This window comes from Virgibacillus sp. L01, from assembly GCF_052246775.1.
In the GTDB taxonomy this organism is placed as follows: domain Bacteria; phylum Bacillota; class Bacilli; order Bacillales; family Amphibacillaceae; genus Lentibacillus.
This window is the reverse complement of record NZ_JBQQCP010000001.1, coordinates 254724-276199: the sequence shown is the minus strand read 5'-3', so window position 1 is coordinate 276199 and position 21476 is coordinate 254724. Positions and strand designations below refer to the sequence as shown.

Annotated in this window: 22 protein-coding genes and 1 pseudogene; 16 read left to right on the top strand and 7 right to left on the bottom strand. The window is 39.1% G+C overall.

The window, feature by feature from the left end; translation table 11 throughout:
* Positions 1–370: 370 nt before the first annotated feature.
* The 13 genes from ACTWQM_RS01290 (at position 371) to ACTWQM_RS01230 (ending at position 11451) form a co-directional block, all read left to right on the top strand.
* Positions 371–1075 carry an ATPase domain-containing protein gene (locus ACTWQM_RS01290; protein ID WP_443256358.1) on the top strand — a complete coding sequence of 235 codons (705 nt, stop codon included), beginning with the start codon at positions 371–373 and terminating at the stop codon, positions 1073–1075.
* A 94-nt stretch (positions 1076–1169) separates the two neighbouring features.
* Positions 1170–1427, top strand: a complete 258-nt coding sequence (locus ACTWQM_RS01285) for a hypothetical protein (RefSeq protein ID WP_443256357.1) — start codon at positions 1170–1172, stop codon at positions 1425–1427.
* A complete protein-coding gene (locus ACTWQM_RS01280) occupies positions 1424–3571 on the top strand; it encodes a LuxR C-terminal-related transcriptional regulator (RefSeq protein ID WP_443256356.1) in 2148 nt (715 codons plus the stop codon). The genes ACTWQM_RS01285 and ACTWQM_RS01280 overlap by 4 nt, the downstream gene beginning before the upstream one ends.
* A gap of 289 nt (positions 3572–3860) precedes the next feature.
* Positions 3861–4235 (top strand): DUF192 domain-containing protein, encoded by a 375-nt coding sequence (locus ACTWQM_RS01275; protein WP_443256355.1) that lies wholly within the window; start codon positions 3861–3863, stop codon positions 4233–4235.
* Positions 4236–4274: 39 nt separating this feature from the next.
* Positions 4275–4460 (top strand): Flp family type IVb pilin, encoded by a 186-nt coding sequence (locus ACTWQM_RS01270; RefSeq protein WP_443256354.1) that lies wholly within the window; start codon positions 4275–4277, stop codon positions 4458–4460.
* Positions 4461–4540: 80 nt separating this feature from the next.
* A complete protein-coding gene (locus tag ACTWQM_RS01265; RefSeq protein ID WP_443256353.1) occupies positions 4541–5050 on the top strand; it encodes an A24 family peptidase in 510 nt (169 codons plus the stop codon).
* Complete coding sequence (locus ACTWQM_RS01260; protein ID WP_443256352.1) at positions 5047–5424, top strand: TadE/TadG family type IV pilus assembly protein; 378 nt, start codon at positions 5047–5049, stop codon at positions 5422–5424. Before ACTWQM_RS01265 ends, ACTWQM_RS01260 begins: the two co-directional genes overlap by 4 nt.
* A 16-nt stretch (positions 5425–5440) precedes the next feature.
* Entirely contained in the window at positions 5441–6352 is a 912-nt protein-coding gene (locus ACTWQM_RS01255; RefSeq protein WP_443256351.1) for a pilus assembly protein TadG-related protein, read from the top strand.
* A gap of 12 nt (positions 6353–6364) precedes the next feature.
* Positions 6365–7342 carry a Flp pilus assembly protein CpaB gene (gene cpaB / locus ACTWQM_RS01250; protein ID WP_443256350.1) on the top strand — a complete coding sequence of 326 codons (978 nt, stop codon included), beginning with the start codon at positions 6365–6367 and terminating at the stop codon, positions 7340–7342.
* 14 nt (positions 7343–7356) lie between these two features.
* On the top strand, positions 7357–8172 hold the full coding sequence (locus ACTWQM_RS01245; protein WP_443256349.1) for an AAA family ATPase: 816 nt from the start codon (positions 7357–7359) through the stop codon (positions 8170–8172).
* Positions 8169–9590 carry a CpaF family protein gene (locus ACTWQM_RS01240; RefSeq protein ID WP_443256348.1) on the top strand — a complete coding sequence of 474 codons (1422 nt, stop codon included), beginning with the start codon at positions 8169–8171 and terminating at the stop codon, positions 9588–9590. Before ACTWQM_RS01245 ends, ACTWQM_RS01240 begins: the two co-directional genes overlap by 4 nt.
* Positions 9591–9595: 5 nt before the next feature.
* Positions 9596–10525, top strand: coding sequence for a type II secretion system F family protein (locus ACTWQM_RS01235; RefSeq protein ID WP_443256347.1), 930 nt, complete (start codon positions 9596–9598; stop codon positions 10523–10525).
* A gap of 2 nt (positions 10526–10527) precedes the next feature.
* A complete protein-coding gene (locus ACTWQM_RS01230) occupies positions 10528–11451 on the top strand; it encodes a type II secretion system F family protein (protein ID WP_443256346.1) in 924 nt (307 codons plus the stop codon).
* 34 nt (positions 11452–11485) lie between these two features.
* On the opposite strand, the gene ACTWQM_RS01225 is transcribed toward ACTWQM_RS01230, so the two are convergent.
* From ACTWQM_RS01225 to ACTWQM_RS01195, 7 genes and pseudogenes are all read right to left on the bottom strand, one after another.
* Positions 11486–11620 (bottom strand): hypothetical protein, encoded by a 135-nt coding sequence (locus tag ACTWQM_RS01225; RefSeq protein ID WP_443256345.1) that lies wholly within the window; start codon positions 11618–11620, stop codon positions 11486–11488.
* 240 nt (positions 11621–11860) lie between these two features.
* Positions 11861–13906, bottom strand: a complete 2046-nt coding sequence (locus ACTWQM_RS01220) for a thioredoxin domain-containing protein (RefSeq protein WP_443256344.1) — start codon at positions 13904–13906, stop codon at positions 11861–11863.
* A 493-nt stretch (positions 13907–14399) separates the two neighbouring features.
* On the bottom strand, positions 14400–14828 hold the full coding sequence (locus tag ACTWQM_RS01215; protein WP_443256343.1) for a YmaF family protein: 429 nt from the start codon (positions 14826–14828) through the stop codon (positions 14400–14402).
* An 89-nt stretch (positions 14829–14917) separates the two neighbouring features.
* Positions 14918–15142 (bottom strand): hypothetical protein, encoded by a 225-nt coding sequence (locus ACTWQM_RS01210; protein ID WP_443257068.1) that lies wholly within the window; start codon positions 15140–15142, stop codon positions 14918–14920.
* Positions 15072–15296 carry an alpha-amylase family glycosyl hydrolase gene (locus ACTWQM_RS01205; RefSeq protein ID WP_443256342.1) on the bottom strand — a complete coding sequence of 75 codons (225 nt, stop codon included), beginning with the start codon at positions 15294–15296 and terminating at the stop codon, positions 15072–15074. The genes ACTWQM_RS01210 and ACTWQM_RS01205 overlap by 71 nt, the downstream gene beginning before the upstream one ends.
* Before the next feature lies 1 nt (position 15297).
* Positions 15298–15916: pseudogene (locus tag ACTWQM_RS01200) on the bottom strand (alpha-amylase family glycosyl hydrolase); the annotation flags it as partial.
* A gap of 13 nt (positions 15917–15929) precedes the next feature.
* A complete protein-coding gene (locus tag ACTWQM_RS01195; protein ID WP_443256341.1) occupies positions 15930–17678 on the bottom strand; it encodes an alpha-glycosidase in 1749 nt (582 codons plus the stop codon).
* A gap of 279 nt (positions 17679–17957) precedes the next feature.
* Between ACTWQM_RS01195 and ACTWQM_RS01190 the strand changes: the two genes are divergently transcribed.
* From ACTWQM_RS01190 to ACTWQM_RS01180, 3 genes are all read left to right on the top strand, one after another.
* Positions 17958–19235, top strand: coding sequence for a sugar ABC transporter substrate-binding protein (locus ACTWQM_RS01190; protein WP_443256340.1), 1278 nt, complete (start codon positions 17958–17960; stop codon positions 19233–19235).
* Between the two features lie 84 nt (positions 19236–19319).
* Positions 19320–20624 carry an ABC transporter permease subunit gene (locus tag ACTWQM_RS01185; RefSeq protein WP_443256339.1) on the top strand — a complete coding sequence of 435 codons (1305 nt, stop codon included), beginning with the start codon at positions 19320–19322 and terminating at the stop codon, positions 20622–20624.
* The gene (locus tag ACTWQM_RS01180) at positions 20624–21463 is read left to right on the top strand and encodes a sugar ABC transporter permease (protein ID WP_443256338.1); all 840 of its coding nucleotides are present in this window, start codon (positions 20624–20626) and stop codon (positions 21461–21463) included. Before ACTWQM_RS01185 ends, ACTWQM_RS01180 begins: the two co-directional genes overlap by 1 nt.
* Positions 21464–21476: the final 13 nt, after the last annotated feature.

The window sequence follows — 21476 nt, the reverse complement described above, 5'->3', positions numbered from 1 at the left end:
GGATAAACGATGAATATAAGTATTATGAAATTGAGGTTAAGAAATTCTAATTGCATAAGTAATTAAAGAGCTGATAAGCCAAGCAAATTAAGATAGATTCAGAAATCACTATCTAAATTAATAGTCCCGGTTTTTTGTTAAATTCAGGTATAGCAGGAACTAAATACCTCATTTTATCAATAATTCTGAGTCTTTGTTATTATTTATCACCTGATACTAGTAGTCGATATTAGTAGGAACAGCGTATAAATTAAAATGAGAACAGTAGGGGATATATTTAGCAGGATTGCTGGTATAAGATAGGATGTATCTTTTCTATACTTATGCTGTTACGGATAAATGTTCCTGACTGAAAAGGATAGGTGAGATAATGCGACAAAAAACTGCTTCAGGAATTCCAGGATTAGATAACGTTTTATTCGGAGGTTTCCCACAAGGTAGCACTACAATTGTAGAAGGCGGACCGGGAACTGGAAAGACAACGTTTGGTATTCAGTTTTTACTTGAAGGTATTAGAAAGCAAAATGAGCATGGAATTTTTATTACATTTGAAGAATTCCCTGAACAGATTTATGAAGATATGAAAATATTTAACTGGGATTTACGTAAACTTGAACAGGAAAACAAACTCCGTGTTATTGGTCTTTCGCCAGAAATTCTTATAGATCAAATGGTTAAACCGGACGGGTTGTTCGAGGAAATGATTAAGGAAATTGATTGTAAGCGGATTGTGATTGATAGTATAAGTCTGTTAAAGTACGTAAACGGTAATGAGCGGAAAGTACTTTACACATTGCGAAATGTGCTGCGTAAGCATGGTCTGACTTCTATCCTTATTCAGGAGCAATCTGCCTTTATGTCGGGAACTGTATCAGTTGAGCATTTTGTATTCGATGGTTATGTTCGGTTAGCAATGAAGAAGCGTTTCCGTACTTTACGTAAACGGACGATTGAGGTATTAAAAATGCGCGGTACACGGATTGCTGAGGGGGAGCATCATTATCGAATCCTGGATTATGGATTATATGTACAAAAAAGGAGCCTGATTTCCCGACTAATGCAATCGTTAGTTTAATAGTTTTTAAAGTAGGGTAAATATGTGCAAACAAAATAGCCTTACATAGTAAAATGATTGAAGGAGTAATTGGAAATTAAGAGGAGGAAATCCCATGGTAAAGGATGATCTATTGCCGTTGAGGGCGGAATGTACTATGCTATTCCAATCAAATCCTTATATGATTGAATCGATTGATGGCTTAGAGCAGCGGCTAGGAAGAAAAAGGGAAATTATTGTTCCAGTATTGGAACTATTGGTGAAGCAAGGGATATTGCAGTTATTGGACGATGAATCCTTACCATTATACCGGTATAAAGAACCTTTTATCATAACAGAGCTCGAAGGTAAAATTACACCTGAGGGTACATGAATCAAAATATAAATATAGAAGTATTGGAAGAAATTCTTGATATTTCTGGTGAGCGTTTCATGCTTTCCGTTATGATAACTGACGTACAAGGAGAACTTGTACTGCCGATAAAAGGGGAAAATCAACTTTGTATCACGTTGCTTCACCAGCAGCATGACAGTTTACTTACTGTGATGAAAAAGACATTGAACGAAGCGAAAAACATAAATAATCCGTTGGTTTATGAAATATGGCCCGGAATTCACACAATCATCGCCCCTGTGACATCAGGAGAGTCTACATACTTTTTATGGGCAGGCTTAATGATTGAGGAAGAAACCAAACACTTAGTTAAAAACCAATTGGAAAGTAACTATCCAAATGTAAATGGATGGGAACGAGTTCTTGATGAAACGCCAATACTTACGGTAGCGAACAAACGTGAATGGGTCAGTTGGGTTAATAAATTGATTAAACTCTCTGCTGCCTATTCTGAAAAGGAAAGCGAGTATAGATCCCACCAAATTTATAGTGAATTGCTCGCGGAGGCTTTTCAAAACAGTGAAATAGAAACTGGTAGTTTATTGAAGAAATTCCTTGATAAACGTAATGATTTGGATTTTATGGGACTAGCTGAAAGACGTGATGATGAAACCTACTCTATAACACATATTGCAGGGGAAACTGCACAGCAATTAATAAATGCCGAGTTCTCAGAGGGTGAAGGGTTTCTAGGCCGGGTTCTTATTACCGGTAATAATGAATACTGGGAAAATATTAAGAATGATCCAAGGTCCTATTTTTTTAATAAATATCAATTCCATCCCGCTTCCTTTTACTGTTTTCCAATTACAAAACATGACGGTTCATTAGCATTATTCTTTGGTGGGAATATGACACGTAACACATTTTCTGCCGAACTTGAATATGCCAAAACGTTAGCAATAATTTTAGAAAAAAGTCTGCTGACAGGTAATTTGACAGATGAAAATACACAGCAACACCAGAGGTTATCTTCACTTGTTGAAATATGTAAAATGATGGTCACTAGACCTGAATATAAACGGATTATTTATATACTGGTAGATATTAGTCTTAGCTTAGTGGAAGGTCCCTTTTCATGCATGGTCCTGAAAGATTCAGCAAGCGGAAAGATGAAACTGGTCTCCCGTGGGGCACACAATGAAAATATGGGGGGATATGCACAGGATGTTATTAACCGGTATTATAACAATGCACAGAAGGTTAGTACAAATGTTGAATTAAAAAATAGTTCAGACGAAACCAGTTGGGAACATCCAGTAATTGAGTGTCCATTATTTTATAAGGATGATCTGCTTGGTGTCTTATGCGTTGGGACTAATTCCATGGCGCAAACCCGTTTAAATGATGACATGAAGTTTTTACAGACATTGTCAATAATAGGTGGAGTTAGTTTACAGTTAGCACAAAATCAGGACAGTGGTAAAGAGAATAAGCAAATTCACTCCCTGTACCAGGCAACCGGGCAATTTGACATAGAAGCATTCGTCAAGGCAAAAAAAGCGTCTCAACTTGCAGGGGAATTTACCGCGAAATTGGGACTGTCATCGTGGAATGTAGATGAATTAATCAACAGCTGTCTACTTTATAATTATGATCCAGCTTTTATTAGAGAATTAATCCCCGATAACAGAGTCGCAAGCATTGTAGAGGATGCCAATGATCTTATGGAGGGAAAATCAGCAGACCAATGGGATGAAGTAAGCTTGGAAAGTCAATCTTTAGCACTTATTTTAACTTATTTGAAATATAATAATCTGGAAACAATAAAATCCCTTACAACTAAGCCCAGTGAAATTATTACTAAATTCATAGCATTTATTCATGATGGGCAGCTAATTGAGGAAGAAGTTCCATCTATTGCAAAACTGCAGAGTAAAGGGAAAATTGAATCCATTGAACAGACAATTAAGGAATTGAAGATTTCCCCTAGAGAACAGGAGGTACTTGATCTTGTGATCCAAGGTTTGAATAATAGGGAAATCGGAGAGAAGTTATATATTAGCGGTCATACTGTGAAGAATCATGTTACAAGGATTTTTCAAAAACTTGATGTATCGGATCGTGCCCATGCTATATCAAAGGTATATCGATTAAGGTATGAACAATCACATTCTAGTTAGACCTCCCATTTTGGGGGTCTATTTACGTTGGGTATTTAGACCCGCGGTGTATAAAGTGTCGGTTTTTGTAAGAATTTTGGTGTGATTTATGTATCTTTTAGCACGGTATTCCTAAGTCAAAAGTATCACTTATTGTCTGATTTCCCTGAATTATAGGAAGGCATTCTTAATATCCGGAAAAAATGCATAACGGGAATACTGAGGGATAACGGATTTATACAATTTTCGGCATAATAGGACATACAGATTGCAAAAGTAGCTGTACAACAGAATAAGTACAGAAGTGGGGGTGCTACCGATCAAATTGGTCAACAAAGATACTGGCCAACTAATCGCTAGTGATGTACAGACAGCCAATTCATTTTGGAAAAGACTAAAGGGGTTAATGTTTGTAAAAAGTTTACCAGATAATTTTGCAATGCATATCGCTCCATGTTCATCAATTCATACGTTCTTTATGAAATGCCGCATTGATATATTATATCTTAGCCAAGAGAACGAAATTGTTGGAATGGAGGAAAATCTTGCTCCAGGTAAAATTGGTAAACGATTTTCCAATGTACAATCAGTGCTTGAACTACCGGCTGGTAAGGTCAAAACTTCTGCTGTAAATGTTGGACAAGCTGTCTATTTTGTTAAAAGAGAGCACGAGGAAGTCATTTAAACAGGAATTAATATATTTTATATAAAAGGAGAGGTTTACATGTTAAACAAGCTAAAAGGATTGTTTATTGAAGAAGAAGGACAAGGTATGGTTGAGTATGGGTTAATTTTAGGGTTGATTGCGGTAGTGGTAATAGCGGCATTAACTCTAGTAGGTACAGATATAAAAACATTATTTAATGATATAGTATCAAAACTACCTGGTGGCTCTACTACAGGTGCCTAACAAAAATTAAGTGATAGAAGGACCCTTCCCCTTGGGTCCTTTTTAACTAAATCAATCAAACTACGAATGAAGGGATGGTCATGATGCTCGATATTTTTCTACTAGTGATTCTATTAATTTGTGTAATTACAGATCTGAAAAGCAGAAAAATCTATAACAAAGTTATTTATCCAGCATTGTTGGTTAGCTTTATCTATCACTTGATTACAAGTGGTTTAGAAGGATTATCCCATTCTTTCATTGGTTTTTTGATTGGACTTGGTTTGCTGCTTATTCCGTACCTTATGGGTGGGATGGGAGCAGGAGATGTCAAACTGCTCGCATTAATTGGTGCAATGAAAGGTGGAGCTTTTGTCTTTCAATCATTTATTTATATTGCCTTGCTAGGAGCATTGCTAGCGGTAGGAATTATCATATTCCGGAGTGGTGTTTTTAAATCAATTGCCTATTATGTTACTAGTCTAAAGAGTGGTGTCATCCTTAGAGGTGGAATATCAAGAGGCTCCTTAGCGGCAACATATCCGTATGGTGTAGCAATTGCTAGCGGGGCGGTTCTCTGCATGGTGATGCAAGGATGGCGTTTTTTATGATCAAAAATGAAGATGGTCAATCATTAGTGGAGTTTGCGCTAATCTTACCTATACTGCTTATGCTAGTGGTAGGTATTTTTGACTTTGGAAGAGTTTTGTATACCCATCTACAGCTTGAGTTAATTACCCAGGAGTCTGTAAGGATAGCTGGCTTAGGGCAAGGTGATGAGGCTGTTCGCACCTATGCGCAGAACAATTTTGATATCGGTGAAATAACCGATCTGGATGTCGCCATCTCTCCTGAAGAACCTCAACGTTCATCCGGTGAATATGTAACAGTAACGCTGACATATCCAGAGGAATTTCTCAATGTACTTGGGGATGCTGCTATTCCCTATACTGTCAAGACCAGTTCCACTATACGGGTTGAGTGATGAGAGGTGAGGAAGCGTGCTGAAAAGGTTAAAAAGGAATGAACAAGGTAATGCAATGATCCTAGTTGCCTTAGCACTGGGTGGTTTGCTGTTAATAGTAGGTTTAGTCATTGATGGCGGACACTTATTCATGACGAAGAGTCATTTGCAGAAAACTGCTAATGCAGCGGCATTGTCAGGTGCGCAGGAAATTCCTAATTCAGATGCAGATGTAAATAATGTTGTCGATAGAATTATAGAAGAACACGGAGAAACTGGCACTCAAAATCAGGTTAACCTTGATGTTGAACACCAATTGGAAGTCGAACTATCCAAAGATGTACCCTTATTCTTTTCGAAACTATTTGGGCTTGAAAGTGTACCTATTCATGTCAATGCAAAGGCAGCACTTAACCCGATGGCAAAAGCCAAAGGTGCAGTGCCACTAGGAATTGATGAATCAGTCGAACTGGTTTACGGAGACACCTATTCGCTGAAAGTGGACTCAGGTGATTCCGAGGCTGGAAACTTTGGAGTGCTAGCATTGGACGGCCCTGGTGCAAAATTATATAGCGAAAGTTTAACGACTGGCTTCGATGAGAACTTAGAAATTGGCGATATCATTAATACACAAACAGGTAATATTGCTGGTAAAACTCGTGACGCCATCAATTACAGAATAGATAATTGTCCCTATCCAGATGGTGAATACGAGCACAGAGATTGTCCTAGGGTAATGCTTGTTATAGTGTATGCGCCGCATGAAGTTGATTCAAATCAGATGAAAAGTATTGAGATTACCGGTTTTGCTTATTTTTATGTAACAGAGCCAATGAGCTCAACAGACGATTCGATAAACGGTATTTTTATAAAACGAACTGGCACAGGCTTTACTGGTGATAATGGACCATTGGACCGTGGCGCATATGCAGTCAAATTGATAGAGTAGGTGAACACATACATGAAAGCTAGACGAATAGTACTACTTGCACTTATTTCAGGGATTATTACAACAGGAATTTTTTATATGGTTATGAGCCAATCTTCACCAGCAAGTTCGACTTCTACTGAAAAAACAGAGATGGTGGAAGTTGTAACTGCAAATACTGATATCGCAGTCGATCAAAAAATAACGGATGAAAACCTGAAAACGGTAGAAGTTCCTAAAGATCAAGTACATACAGAGTCTGTGAAGGAGAAGGATAAGGTGATAGGAAAATTTGCCTCAGCTGATATTAAAGCCGGAGAAGTTATAATGAATCACCGAATCCGAACAAAAGAAGAAATAACTGATGTCGTTTCCAGGAAAATCACTGAGAATAAACGCGGGGTTTCCGTTAAAGTAGAATTTGATGAATCGGTCTCTAACCTGATAGTACCAGGAGATTATGTGGATGTGATGTCTAATGTTGTTTTAGATAAGTCTATTCCCCTCATCGAAACGGATTTAATTTTGGAGAAGGTACGCGTGCTGGCAGTTGGTGAACGAATGGTTGAAAAGAAAGATGGCGATGTTGAAAAAACATACATGACAGTGACACTGGAACTTTCAAAAGAAGGTTCAGTAGAACTTGTCCATGCCAGTGAATTAGGAAGTATTCATCTTGCTTTGTACAGTAAAGCTGATTCAGTTAATGTGGAAGAAGAGCAGGAATCAAAGGAAAAAAAGAATGAGAAAGAAAAGGAGAACGGGGGAAGTGAAGCGAAAATTGGTGATGAAACAGATACCCGTTTTGTTACAACCCCGGAACGGTCGATTATCCGTAAAGCACCCCAATTAACGGCACCGGTTCTAACAGTTGTCGATCAGGGGACTGCTTTACTTTTTTTGAATGAACAGGATACAGATGATGATGGACGTGTCTGGTTTAAAGTGAAAACAAATAACAAGAAAAGTGGATGGGTAAGCAGCCGTATTGTAAAGCATGAGGATGAATAAAGGGGGGATTAGCAGTGGCAATTGATACTACAAAAAAGAGACAAGTAGTTGCTGTCTGCAGCGCCACCGGTGGACAGGGCCGCACTATTATAACCGCTAACCTGGCAGCCTTCTTATCTGCAAGAGGGTCAAATGTTAGTGTTATAGACGGAGACCTGCAGTTTGGTGACCTCGCGATGGCACTTGACCTTGATCCTATTTTAACGATAAAGGAAATCGCAGAACGAGATGACAGCGAAAATAGTGTTAATTACTATTCCACCCATTCCTCTGGTATTGATTTAATAGCCGCCCCAAAACGTCCGGAGTATGCCGATATGATCGACAATGAACAGATTTCGGCAGTTATCGATGCATTACACGCTGTGTCAGAAATCCTATTTGTAGAAACCCAGACAGGGCTGACAGACCAAACTTTACAGGTTGTGGAAAAGGCAGATCAAATACTTGTAACGGCAACCCCGGGAATGGCCTCCTTAAAAAATGCCAGATTAATGATCGAAACTTTAGATGCGCTTGGATTAAAGGATAGAGTCAGGTTAATTGTTAACCAATCAACAGCTCCTTCGGTAATGAAAAGAGAGAGCATCCCGGAGCTTGCAAAAATAGCTGACGTATTTTATTTACCATATGATCTAAAACATGTTTCACATTCGTTGGATATAGGTGTTCCAATTGTTCAAAGTCAGCCAAAGCTTGAGTTTTCAAAAGGAATAGAGCGCCTCGCTAAAAAACTGTTTACAGTTGAGCGAAGTGTTTCTAAAAAGCTGCCAATACGCGGACTTATCCGCATCAGAAAAAGTAAACGATTGCGAGGGAAGACCGAATGAGTTTATTAGAAAAGCTACAGTCCAAAAGTGAGACAAAAGCGAATTCTGGAGAACCCATAAACGAGGATAAAATAAAAGCACAAATAGAACAGGAACAACCGAGAACCCTTAATGCAATTGAACCTTCTCCAAAGCCTAGACAAACTAAAAAAACTGCTGTGTCTCAAGAATATCGTGAAGTAAAAAGCCTTGTCTTTAAGTACATTATTCGCGAGCGAAAAGACGAAGATGTCAACGATATTGTATCTGACCTTGATACGATTATCTCTGAAATAATAAACGAAAATAATTATAAGCTTCGTCGTGCAGATGATCGGAATAATCTAAAAGAAGAAATCGAGAACGACCTTACTGGATATGGTCCGATCACGCCTTTGTTGAATGATGAGAGTGTTACGGAGGTAATGGTTAATGGACCCAATCAAGTATATGCTGAGCGGAAAGGACGTTTAGAGCTTACTGATATCACTTTCCGTGACAATGATCATGTTTCGGCAGTTTTGGAAAAGATTGTTGCTCCACTTGGCCGCCGAATAGATGAAAGCAGCCCAATGGTTGATGCCCGGCTTAAAGATGGGTCACGTGTGAATGCAATCATCCCACCACTTGCACTTGGCGGACCGACAATAACGATTCGTAAGTTTTCTAAAGATCCATTTACTATTCATGATCTAATACAATTTGGGACACTCAGTCAGGAGATGGCTGAATTTGTGCAGGCGTGTGTTGCCTCCAAATTAAATATCTTTGTAAGTGGTGGAACAGGTTCTGGAAAAACAACAACATTAAATGTACTATCGTCTTTTATTTCAAACACGGATCGTATTGTAACAATTGAGGATGCTGCGGAACTGCAGCTCGGGCAGGATCACGTCGTCTCGCTTGAAACGCGTCCACCGAATATTGAAGGGAAGGGTGCGATTTCAATCCGTGACCTTGTTCGAAATTCACTGCGGATGCGACCGGATCGAATTGTTATTGGTGAGGTTCGAAGTGGTGAGGCGTTAGATATGCTTCAGGCGATGAATACCGGTCATGATGGCTCATTGGCAACTGGACACTCGAATAGTCCGAGGGATATGGTTTCACGTTTGGAAACAATGGTCCTAATGGCTGGCATGGATCTGCCAATTAAAGCAATCCGTGAACAAATTGCCGGTGCGCTTGACGTTATTATCCAGCAATCCCGGTTGAAGGATGGCACCAGACGGATTACAAATATAACGGAAGTACAAGGTCTTGAAGGTGATGTGATTGTATTACAGGACATTTTTACGTTCAGACAGTTTGGTGTTGATGATGATGGGAAAATTTTAGGCAAGCTCGTACCTACTGGGATTCGGCCAAAATTCTATGAACAGATGGAGTATCAGGGCATTACGCTCCCGCCATCTATTTTTTCGGAAAAAATGGAGTGATATAAATGGAAGCACTTTTATTAATTTCAGTATTTATATCGGTTTTTCTTTTTCTGTTAGCAATCAGTAATTTGCGCGGGGCAAAAAAAGATGATGAAGCAATTGTGCAAAAATCACTATCCATTTCGGAGCTTCTAAAAAACGCAAACCAGCGACTCAAAATGCTATTGATTCGAAAGAAAAAACCAAGTAAGAGGCGTAATACGCTGGAAGATAGACTTAGTGTGGCCGGACTTCCAATAAAACCGGAAGAGTTTGTCGCGTTTCGCTGGTTGTTGGCTGTTATTATTGGAGGTATTCTTCAAATGAATGGCGGTATTCTATTGGGGATTATTGGAGTCGTTTTTGGTTATTTTGTTCCTGAAATTTGGCTGAAAAGGAAGCAACGAAAGCGAATTAAAGCGTTTAACGAAGGTTTACCTGGAATGATTACATCGATAATTGGCTCATTGCGGGCAGGTTTCAGTTTCGTGCAATCACTGCAAATGGTTTCACAGGAATCCTATTCACCAATTAGAGAAGAAGTGGAACATATTATCAAGTCGATGCAATATGGAACAAGTTTGGAAGATGCCTTATTAGAATGGCAAAAAAGGATGCCAAGTGATGATCTCGGATTGCTAGTTGATGCGATCTTAATACAACGGCAAGTAGGTGGGAATTTAGCCTATTTGCTGGACAAAATTGTTGAGACAACCCGTGAAAGAACAAAGATTGAAAATCAGATTAAAACATTGACTGCACAGGGCAGGTTATCCGGAATTGTAATTAGTTTATTACCAGTTGCCCTCGGTTTTATTATTTATCTGATGAATCCAGAGTACATCACAACGCTCTTTGTAAATCCGATTGGTCAATTAATGCTTGGTGCAGCATTGGTTGGTGGAATTGTTGGGTTTTTCTTAATTCGTAAAATAACTACTATTGAGGTGTAATGATGCTAGCAATGTATATCAGCTTTTTTCTAAGTATCAGCTTAATTTCATATGGAGTTGTGGCATATTGCTCAGGAAGACGGGGGAAAGTTCAAGGCCGTATTCAAACTTATTTTATAAACAATATACCTGAGACTGGCCAAAGCGATGCCGCTGATGAGGAATTACCTTCCTTTTATGAGCGTGTTGTTTTTCCAGTTTGGAAGAAGATCAAACGTAAATACAGTAATAAATTGGGTCAGGAAGAGGCTTCTAAGATCGAAGTGAAATTACTGCAAGCGGGACAACCATTTGGGTTAAGTCCAGTAGAGTTTAAAATGCTGCAGCTAATTATGGTTGTAACATTTTCGGCTATTGGTATAGGGTATGGTCTCTTATTAAGTGTTTCCGTTCCACTTCTGTTGCTATTAGCAATTATGGGGTTAGCAGTTGCTGTTGTTCTCCCGAAATACTATCTTAAGACGAAAATTGAGAGAAGAAGTAAATTGGCTGAAAAAAGTCTGCCTGATGTCCTGGATTTACTTACGATTAGTTTGGAGGCTGGACTGGGATTTGACGCAGCAGTCAGTCAGGTAGCTGCAAAGAAAAAAGGGGTATTAGCTGACGAATTTAAGGTTACATTGGAAGAAATGCGTTTAGGGAAAACAAGGAAAGAAGCATTAAATGCAATGAATGACAGGATCTTGTCAGATGATTTAAGGACGTTAATTTTCAACATTGTACAGGCAGAGAAGCTTGGTATCGGAATGGTTTCAGTGTTACGTGTTCAAACCGAGGACATACGTGAACGCAGGCGCCAACGGGCAGAGGAAGCTGCAATGAAGGCGCCTATTAAGATGATGTTTCCGCTAGTTCTATTCATCTTTCCAACGTTATTTATCATTCTATTAGGACCAGCTATCCTTCAGCTTTTAGAAGTTTTTTAAAACAGTCTTTCCTGTGATATGGTTGGCTGTTTTTTTATTCGTCAACTGGAGCAGCGATTTTACTGGCAATCCAACGTTTGGCAGTGGTTTCGTCAATTTCATAGACTTTACCTTCTCGCAGTAGGTCTCCGTGATAGGCTGTTTGGACATTCATTTTTATTTTCAGCATTTGGATTCTCCTTTATGAGGTGTTTAATTACATTCTACCATAGGAATCGAAGTGATTTATGCAATTTAGCTGAAGTTGTCACACATTCGGCTCAAGATCACAATATCCCCGCTGAAATTCACAATATCAACGGTGGGGCGCCAAAGAATAGTACATCAAACAGGGCAGGGTAGCGGCTGTTTAGATGTACTGTCTCACATTAAGTGAAATGCCGCTACGTAATTCGTAGCGGCATACTATTTATCCGGTAACCATTTTAAGAGCTTTCTCCACATCGGTCGTGGGTTGTTTACACGCGAAGTTTTCACATACGTAAATGGTAGGCTCATCACCTATTTTACGATAATCACTGGCAAAAGGTGCGACTTCAGCTAATTGTTCAGCATTTTTACTTGCAAGCAATGTTACATTCGGTAAGAATTCTTGCTGGAGCATCGCTAGAAAATTCTTGTCATTTCCTAAAACGACGACTTCCTTTGTAGGATTTTCTGTCAGCAACAGGCTTTGAACAAAATTTGTGCTTGCTGCTACACCTTGTTTAACTTCCTCGTAAAAGGCATAGTACATTTCTTCAAGCTTATCGAGATAGACTGTTTCACCAGTTGAATAGCCTAAACGTGCCAGCATAGCGGCTGCAACGCTATTACCTGATGGCAGGGCACCGTCATATATTTCTTTCTCCCTTGATAATAAATTTTCACTATCTTCTCCGCTAAAGAAAAATCCTCCTTGTTCGTTATCCCAAAATAAGTCAATCATATTGTCTGCAAGTCCTCTGGCTTTTTTTAGGTAAGTCAATGAAAAGGTTGCCTCATATAATTCCACGTTAGCCCACAGTAAAAAGGCATAGTCATCAAGATAGCCGTTAAATTTCACGTCACCATCACGATAGCGGGCCATAACCCGACCTTTTTTTACCAGATTTGTTTCGATGAAATCTATGGCAGTTTCGGCGGTTTTAATATATTGCTCTTCCTCGAATACTTTTCCAGCTTTAGCGAGGGCGGTGATCATCATAGCATTCCAGGATGTTAGAATCTTGTCATCAACATGTGGGTATACACGCTCTTCGCGTGTAGTTAATAACTTAACGCGTGCTTCTTCAAGGTGTTGATTCAGTTCATCGATTGTAAAGTTATGTTCATCTGCTATAGACTCCAGGTTTGCTTCGTTTAGGTTTGGTACATTTTTTCCTTCAAAATTACCTTCTGGAGTAATTCCATACACGGATGCATATAGGTCACCAAGGTCTTCGCCGAGGATAGTAAAAATTTCACCATAGTCCCACACATAATATTTGCCTTCTACACCTTCAGAATCAGCGTCAATTGCGGAGTAGAACGCCCCTTCAGAACTGCGCATTTCCCGCATGACAAACTTAATAATCTGTTCACTTATTTTTTGGTAAAGTGGATTTTTGGTGATTTGATAGCATTCTGTGTATGCAATTAATAATAACGCATTATCATAGAGCATTTTTTCAAAGTGAGGAACGAGCCATTTTTCATCAGTGGAATACCGCGCGAAACCGAATCCCACATGGTCATATATTCCCCCATTTGCCATGGCCTGCAATGTACTTTCAGCCATTTTGAGTGCAGCAGATTTGCCTGTAAAATGATAATAACGCAATAAATATAACAGATTTTGAGGCGTAGGAAATTTAGGTGCGGATCCAAACCCGCCATTTGCGAAATCGAATCGTTTCCCAAGTTGCTTATATACCTGATCGGTCATTTCTTGTGTTAATCTGTTTTCACTTTTAGTTGTGACTGTTTTGTCTAAGGCATCCGTTACACTCTTGGTAACTTCTTTAATGTGATCAGGGTCTTCTTTGTATTTTTGATATAATTGCGTGAATACTTCCATGATGCCGGGCATCCCGTATTTGCTTTCACGTGGAAAATAGGTGCCAGCATAAAACGGCACTTTTTCTGGTGTCATAAAAATAGATAGTGGCCAGCCACCCTGTCCAGTCATCATCTGACAAACTGTCATGTAGACAGAATCTATATCAGGACGTTCTTCCCGGTCGACTTTTATAGATACATAATGGTCATTTAAGTATGCAGCGACCTCATCATCCTCAAATGATTCATGGGCGAGAACATGACACCAATGGCAAGTTGAGTAGCCTATGGAAAGGAATATCGGCTTATCTTCCTGTCTTGCTTTTTCGAATGCCTCTTCACTCCATGGATACCAGTCAACAGGGTTCTCGGCATGCTGCAACAGATAAGGTGATTTTTCATTAGCCAATCTGTTTGTAAACTTCTCTTGAGACATAGAGGTACCACCTTTTTCCTTTTAGTATTTTGGTATAGTCTAACTCAATTAAGTATTTGTATACAATAGTGACCCTCTGACAAGGGTAGGTTATTTATGAGTGTAATTGGATTTTCCAGGTGTTAGTTGTATGATATCGTCGTACTTAAACTCTCAGGAATATATATAAAGGGGATGAAATTTAGCCACTAGGGATGAGGACCCAACAAACAATCGAAGTGAATCCTCATTCCGTTATTTAACAGAAAAGGTGCTCTCGGAAGCGTGAGACGGATCCTCGTTCCGTTAATAGCAGAAAATCAGCCAAATTTGAGGCCAAAATGACAAATAGCGGAATGAGAATCCGCCCCCAAGCCTAAAATGAGGTTTTTCAAGGAAATAACGGAATGAGGATCCGCCAAGTCGAAGCGGTTCCTCATTCCGTTAAAAATGGATTCTTCACCAACAAGGCGAAATGTATGCTAATTATTATGCAATTTCTAATTCCCTCAACTTAGCTTTTCGAAGCCCGTGTGTATCCTTTTATCGTATGGGTATGACCATCATTTTCAGTTGTCTTTATCTCGGCGTAATGGGTGTGATAACCATTACCTAATGGAATTGGCGGGCTTGTTTGGGCCTCATAATAATGAATATGTCCATAATCAAAGGTTGTGTTTCCGTAGATCTTGTGTACGTGACCGTCACTCGTTTCGATTGGTGTGCTGGTGACACCTGGATGTAAATGGGTATGTTTATCATTGCAGGTTGTTGCACCATAATGAGCATGTGTGTGACCGGCTTTTTGAGTTGGATTTGTATTATCTTTCTTAGATTTATTTCGTGGAAGTCCTTCTGGATGATTTAGATTATAAGGATGCTGCATACCATTTGGATTTCCTGGTGGATAAGCATACGCTACTGGGACCATCGTGTAATACATGTTTGCATTCCCCCTGGAGTTTTATCAGTAGTAGGGTATGTAATGGGCACTTATATGGTGCTGATAATGAATCAGTACGCTGATCCCAATTAGGAATCAGCGTCATAATATACGCAGGATGCATATGGTTTTAATTCCAGCTTTTGTCTTGAATCTTCATTATGTTCGTGATAATTTCCGATTAGTTTAGTAGCCTTTAGGAAGTCTTCTGGTATATCAAAATGGACGAATTTACTTGTGAAATTACTTACCACCAATAAGCTGCTTGTAGTGATGATAGATTGGGTCTGGATCAGCAACCGCCTTTGCAGCATTAATATCAACATAATTTGGGTTTACTTGGAGCCATGGTATTGTTTCTGTAAACGCGGCATTCGCACTGGAGTCCCACTGCATCGGTGTACGTGCATTATCCCGTGAGTTTGCAAGAATTGTTTCTAATAATGCATCTTCTTCGACACCCTCCATCTGGCAGGCGCTGGTTTTTCGAAATAAAGTTAATTACATCCATTCGAAAGCCGTCAACACCTTTATCAAGCCACCAAGTCATCATCGTATAAAGGTCATTTCGGACATCTGGGTTTTCTCAGTTTAAGTCAGGTTGTTTCTGTGAAAATAAGTGTAAATAATACTGATTTGTTACCTTATCATATTTCCAGGCGGACCCAATAAATGCAGAGTCCCAATTATTTGGCTTGTCACGCCAGATGTAATAATCACGGAAGGCATTGTCTGTTGATTTTCGTGATTCGACGAACCAGTTATGCTCGTCAGAAGTATGGTTGACTACCAGATCCATAATCAATTTCATGTTACGTTTGTGTATTTCTTGAAGCATCCTGTCCCAGTCTTCCATGGTACCGAAATCGCTCATTATCTTTCTATAATCGCTGATATCGTATCCGTTGTCATCGTTTGGTGATTCGTAAACAGGGGAGAGCCAGATGACATCAATCCCAAGTTGCTTTAAATAATCAAGTTTTTGGATAATCCCATTGATTATCACCGATACCATCATTATTACTATCGTTAAAACTCCGTGGATAGATTTGATAGACAACACTTTCTTCCCACCATTGTTGGGTCATAGGCTTACCTCCATCACACTTTCATGATTAAAAAGTCATTCGCTCCTGCATCTAGCTGCAGTAGATTATCAGCTGCTGAAACCTGCTTGCCGGTCCATAGATTAGTAGCCTTTTTCCCATTTATCGTTATTGATATAGGCTTACTTGAAGGGTTTATTACAAAATAGATCACTTCATTGTTAAATGATTTTGTGTATACAAGATGGTTTGTTTCAGAACTTGACTCCACAATACTAAACTCTCCTTTACTGCCAAACGCTGGCTCGGTTTTCCGCAGCTTAATTAATTTTTTGACAAAGGCTTTTAAATACAAATCCTGTTGTTTTTCATCCCATTTCATACATTTTCTGCACTCCGGGTCTTCTCCGCCTGACATGGCAATTTCGTCCCCATAATAAATACAAGGTGTTCCAGGAAACGACATTTGGAGTAAAAATAACAATCTTACCTTTTGTTTGTCCTCGCTGCACAAGGTAAGTACACGCTCAGTATCATGACTTCCCAGCAAGTTAAAGGCTGTTTCATTAACATTTTCCGGGTATGAACATAGGACATTTGAAACCTGGTTTGCAAACTCATCTGCATTTTTCGTGTCTTTTGCTAAATAATCAAGAGCTGCGAGTGTGAATGGATAATTCATTACCGCATCAAACTGATCACCTTGCAGCCAAGGCATCGAGTCATGCCATATCTCTCCTAATATATAAGCGTCGGGCTTTAAGGCCTTCACTTCTTGCCTGAACTCTCGCCAAAACTGATGGTCTACTTCATTCGCGACATCAAGGCGCCAGCCATCGATATCAAACTCCTCAATCCAGTAGGCAGCAACCTTTAACAGATATGCTTTGACTTCCGGGTTTTCGGTATTCAATTTCGGCATATGTGGAGTAAATGCAAATGATTCAAAATTAGGTTCAGGCTTTGTTTTAACAGGAAACCCTCTAATGTGGAACCAGTCTTTGTATAGTGACTTATCACCATTTTTCAGAACATCCTGAAACGGTGGGAAGTAGTAACCACTATGATTAAATACTGCATCAAGCATGATACGGATTCCTTTTTCATGACACATATTAACTAATCTCCTGAATGTTTCCTTGTCTCCAAATTGCGGATCAATTTCCATGTAGTCGATTGTATCGTACTTGTGATTAGAGTGCGCTTTAAAGATAGGTGTGAAATAGATTCCGTTTATACCTAAGTCAACCAGATAATCCAAATGATCAATTATTCCTTGAAAATCACCACCAAAAAAGTTTTCCTGTTGTGGTTGAGCGCTGTCCCATTCAAGTGTTCCTGCTGGGTCAAGTGAATGATCGCCATTTGCAAATCGTTCCGGGAAAATTTGATACCAAACAGTGTCTTTCACCCATTCTGGTGAGTTAAATACATCAACCTCATTCAAAAATGGAAAACAAAAGTAATACTGAATATCATCTAACGGCGGTTCATCTGAGAAGCCTCTTTCGGCATAAACGAGTTGTTCATCGCCGTTGTAAAGTGCGAATCCGTAACGTAATCGACGGTAAGGGGGGGTGATTTTGATAAGCCAATAATCAAATAACTCATCTGATGCCTGCAGGAACATATCTGTATACTGAAACTGCCAGCCTTCCTTAGCCCAATCATATGGGTCACCATGAATCAGTTTTACTGTTTCTACATCATTTTTCTTCGTACGTAAACGGATGTGTAATGTTCGTTCGTCATATGCGTATGCAAAACTATTCTTCGGCCGGTGATAAATTGCTTCTTTCATCATATTATTTTCTCCCTTCATAAATAGAACAACCCCGCTCTCCATGTGGAAAACGGGGTTGTTGTTCTTTAGCTTACAAAGCATTGCCCTCAAATTATTGATTCATTTAATTATAGAATACTGCGATTCTGAAAATTGTCAATAGAAATAAAAAAATTAAAACAAAATCAGTGAAAACGGTTGCATTAATTTAAGTATGCATTTAGAATAATAGTTAGAATTTGTGCAACCGATTTCACAAAAATGTAGTCGGTTCAAAAAATTAGAGGGGGAAGTTTACAAATGAAAAAATCTTCATTTCTATTAATTGCGGTACTTATGTTTGTCTTTCTAGTATTAGCAGCTTGTGCACCAGAGCGTACAGAAGATACAGAAGAAAGTGATGAAAATGGTTCTACTGAAACCGCTGAAAAACCTGAATCGCTTACAATTTGGGCGAACGATGAGGAAAAGCAACTAGAAGCTGTTGAGGATATTGCAGCAAACTATGAAGAAGAAACAGGAATTACAGTTAATGTTGAAGTAAAATCTATGCTTGATCAGATGGAAGAATTAGCACTGGCTGGACCCGAGGGAAATGGTCCGGATTTATTTTTCCAGCCACATGACAGAATTGGAAATATTGTAGCGCAGGGTCTTGCTGAACCTGTGAAAATACCGGAAGATGTTATGAACTCATATAGTGATGCTGCGGTTGATGCAGTAACTTACAAGTATGATGGTGAAACAAATCAATATGGCTTTCCAGCAGTAATTGAGACATATGGTATTTTTTATAATACGGATATTGTACAAGAAGAGCCAAAAACAGTTGATGATTTAATGGCATTATTGGAAAATAAAACAAATCCTGATAATGACGAATATGGATTTTTGATGAAGCCTAACGATTTATACTTCGCTATACCGTTTTTCAATAACTATGGCGGTTATATTTTCGGAGGGGATGCAGGTGAATATGATACAAAGGATATCGGATTAAATAATGAAGGATCAGTTGAAGGCGGGAAGTTATTCCAATCCTTTTTCGGACAAGGTAAAATTCCACCATCAACTACAACTGATGTAATTGACGGACTATTTAACGACGGTAAAGTGGGAGCAGTTATTAATGGCCCATGGAGTATTGTGGGTTATAAAGAATCACTTGGTGAGAAGCTAGCATTTGCACCGTTTCCTTCCATCAATGGGGAGCCGGCTCAAACATTTGTAGGGGTTAAGTCATGGATGGTTTCCTATTACTCAGAAAACAAAGAATGGGCTGCTGACTTAGCAGCATTTATGACCAATCCAGAAAGCTCACAGCATTATTATGAGGTAGCGGGTGAACTCGTTCCAAGTAAAGAAGCACTTGAATCCATAGAGGACCCAATTTACGCAGCGTTTGCAGAGCAAATTAAACATGGTGTGCCAATGCCAAGTACACCAGCTATGCAGCAGGTATGGGAGCCATTCAACAATGCATTGCAATTTATTGCGGAAGGTGAAGATGTAAAACCTGTACTTGATGAATCAGTCGAGCAAATAAAAACAAACATAGAAGCAAGCGGAGTAGAGTAAATACCAAGCAATGATTTTTGATGGGGGGAGTTAACTCTTCCCATCATCTATTTTGTTCATCAGGACCTAAAGGGGGTACCAAAATTGTCTTCTCCTGACAATAAGCAAATAACCGGCAAGAAGCACAGTCCAAAGGTTGCAACGATTTTATCGATTTTGTTTGCTGGCCTGGGACAATTGTACAACCGTCGCTATATAAAAGGGATATCATTAATTGTTGTTGAAATAGCGTTTCTGCTGACAGCCCTTCAATCGTTAAACTACGGTATCTGGGGTTTACGTACGCTGGGAACCATTGCAGGAACAGACCATTCGATACGCTTGCTCGTAATTGGTGTTCTTTCACTAATCACCATTATTATTGTTGCGGCATTATATGTATTTAATGTGTACGATGCACGAAAACAGGCAAAGAAAATACAAAATGGATGGAAACCACTAAAACTAAAAGACACGATACGTGTTGCATATGATAATACATTTCCATATTTGATGACATTTCCAGGGTTATTGCTTATGGTTTTCGTGGTTATTTTTCCGCTAATCTTTTCGGTGTTACTGGCATTTACAAATTACAATCTATTTAATTCACCGCCGCGGAATCTAGTAGATTGGGTCGGATTTGATAACTTTGTAGAGTTGGTAACTGTACCGATATGGCAGGATACGTTTATTAGCGTGTTTTCTTGGACTATTGTGTGGACAGTTGTTGCGACAACTTTACAAATTGCCCTTGGACTATTTTTGGCTGTACTTGTCAATGACCCAAGAGTTAAATTCAAAAGAATCATTCGTACCATTTTAATTCTTCCATGGGCAGTACCAGCATTTGTGACCATTCTGATTTTTGCAGCCATGTTTAATGATGAGTTTGGTGCAATTAACAGAGATATTATCATCCCGCTGATTGGTGGTGATGGTCTGCCATGGTTAAGTGACCCGCTTTATTCCCGGGTTGCAATTATCATGATTCAGACGTGGCTCGGCTTTCCGTTTGTGTTTGCCTTATTTACCGGAGTACTCCAAAGTATCTCGAAGGATTGGTATGAGGCTGCGGACGTTGATGGTGGATCACGCTGGCAAAAATTCCGTGAGATTACGTTTCCTCACGTGATGTTTGCGACTGCGCCATTACTAATTATGCAATATGCGCAGAACTTTAATAACTTTAATATTATCTATCTATTTAATGAAGGTGGACCTCCTGTTAGAGGACAGAACGCAGGCGGGACAGATATTCTAATATCCTGGGTATATAAACTGACATTTGATACGAATAATTATGCAATGGCTGCAGTAATATCCATTATTATGGGGTTACTTGTATCCGGATTTGCCTTTTATCAGTTTAGAAAAACCAGGTCATTTAAGGAAGAGGGTGAAATATAATGGATCAAAAGCTGAAATCAAAATTGGAAGTATATGCAATCTACATTATTATCGCGATTGTATCGATTATTATATTTTATCCTCTAATATGGACAGTTGGAATGTCACTTAACCAAGGAAGTAGTTTATATTCATCTTCTATTATTCCTGAAAATTTCTCATTAGAGCATTATAAATGGCTGTTCAGCGATGGCAGTGATTATTTAATCTGGTACAAGAATTCATTAATTGTATCGTCATTCGTTGCAGCAGGAAGTGTAATTTTAACGTCTCTTATAGCCTACGCTTTTTCCCGATATCAATTTGTTGGAAGGAAAAACGGCTTATATGTCTTTTTACTATTACAAATGTTTCCAGTTATGATGGCAATGGTAGCTCTATATATTTTCCTGAATATGATTGGCCTATTGGATACACTGTCTGGGTTAATCCTTATTTATTTGGGTGGACAGATACCATTTAATGCATGGTTAGTAAAAGGGTACTTTGATACAATACCACGTGAACTAGACCAGGCAGCGCGTATCGACGGTGCTGGCCATTTACGGGTTTTCTGGAGCATCATGCTTCCATTGGCAAAACCAATTCTTGCGGTTGTAGCTTTATTTAACTTCATGATGCCGATGTTTGACTTCCTGCTGCCATCAATTGTACTTACAAGTGAGAGTAACTATACATTAGCAGTAGGGTTGTTTAATTTTATTAATGATCAATTCTCTAATAACTTCACGCGATTTGCAGCAGGGTCCATTTTGGTTGCTATACCAATTGCAGGTATATATTTATTCCTGCAGCGTTATCTGATTTCCGGGTTAACGGCAGGAGGATCAAAAGGATAAGAAAAATAGTAAT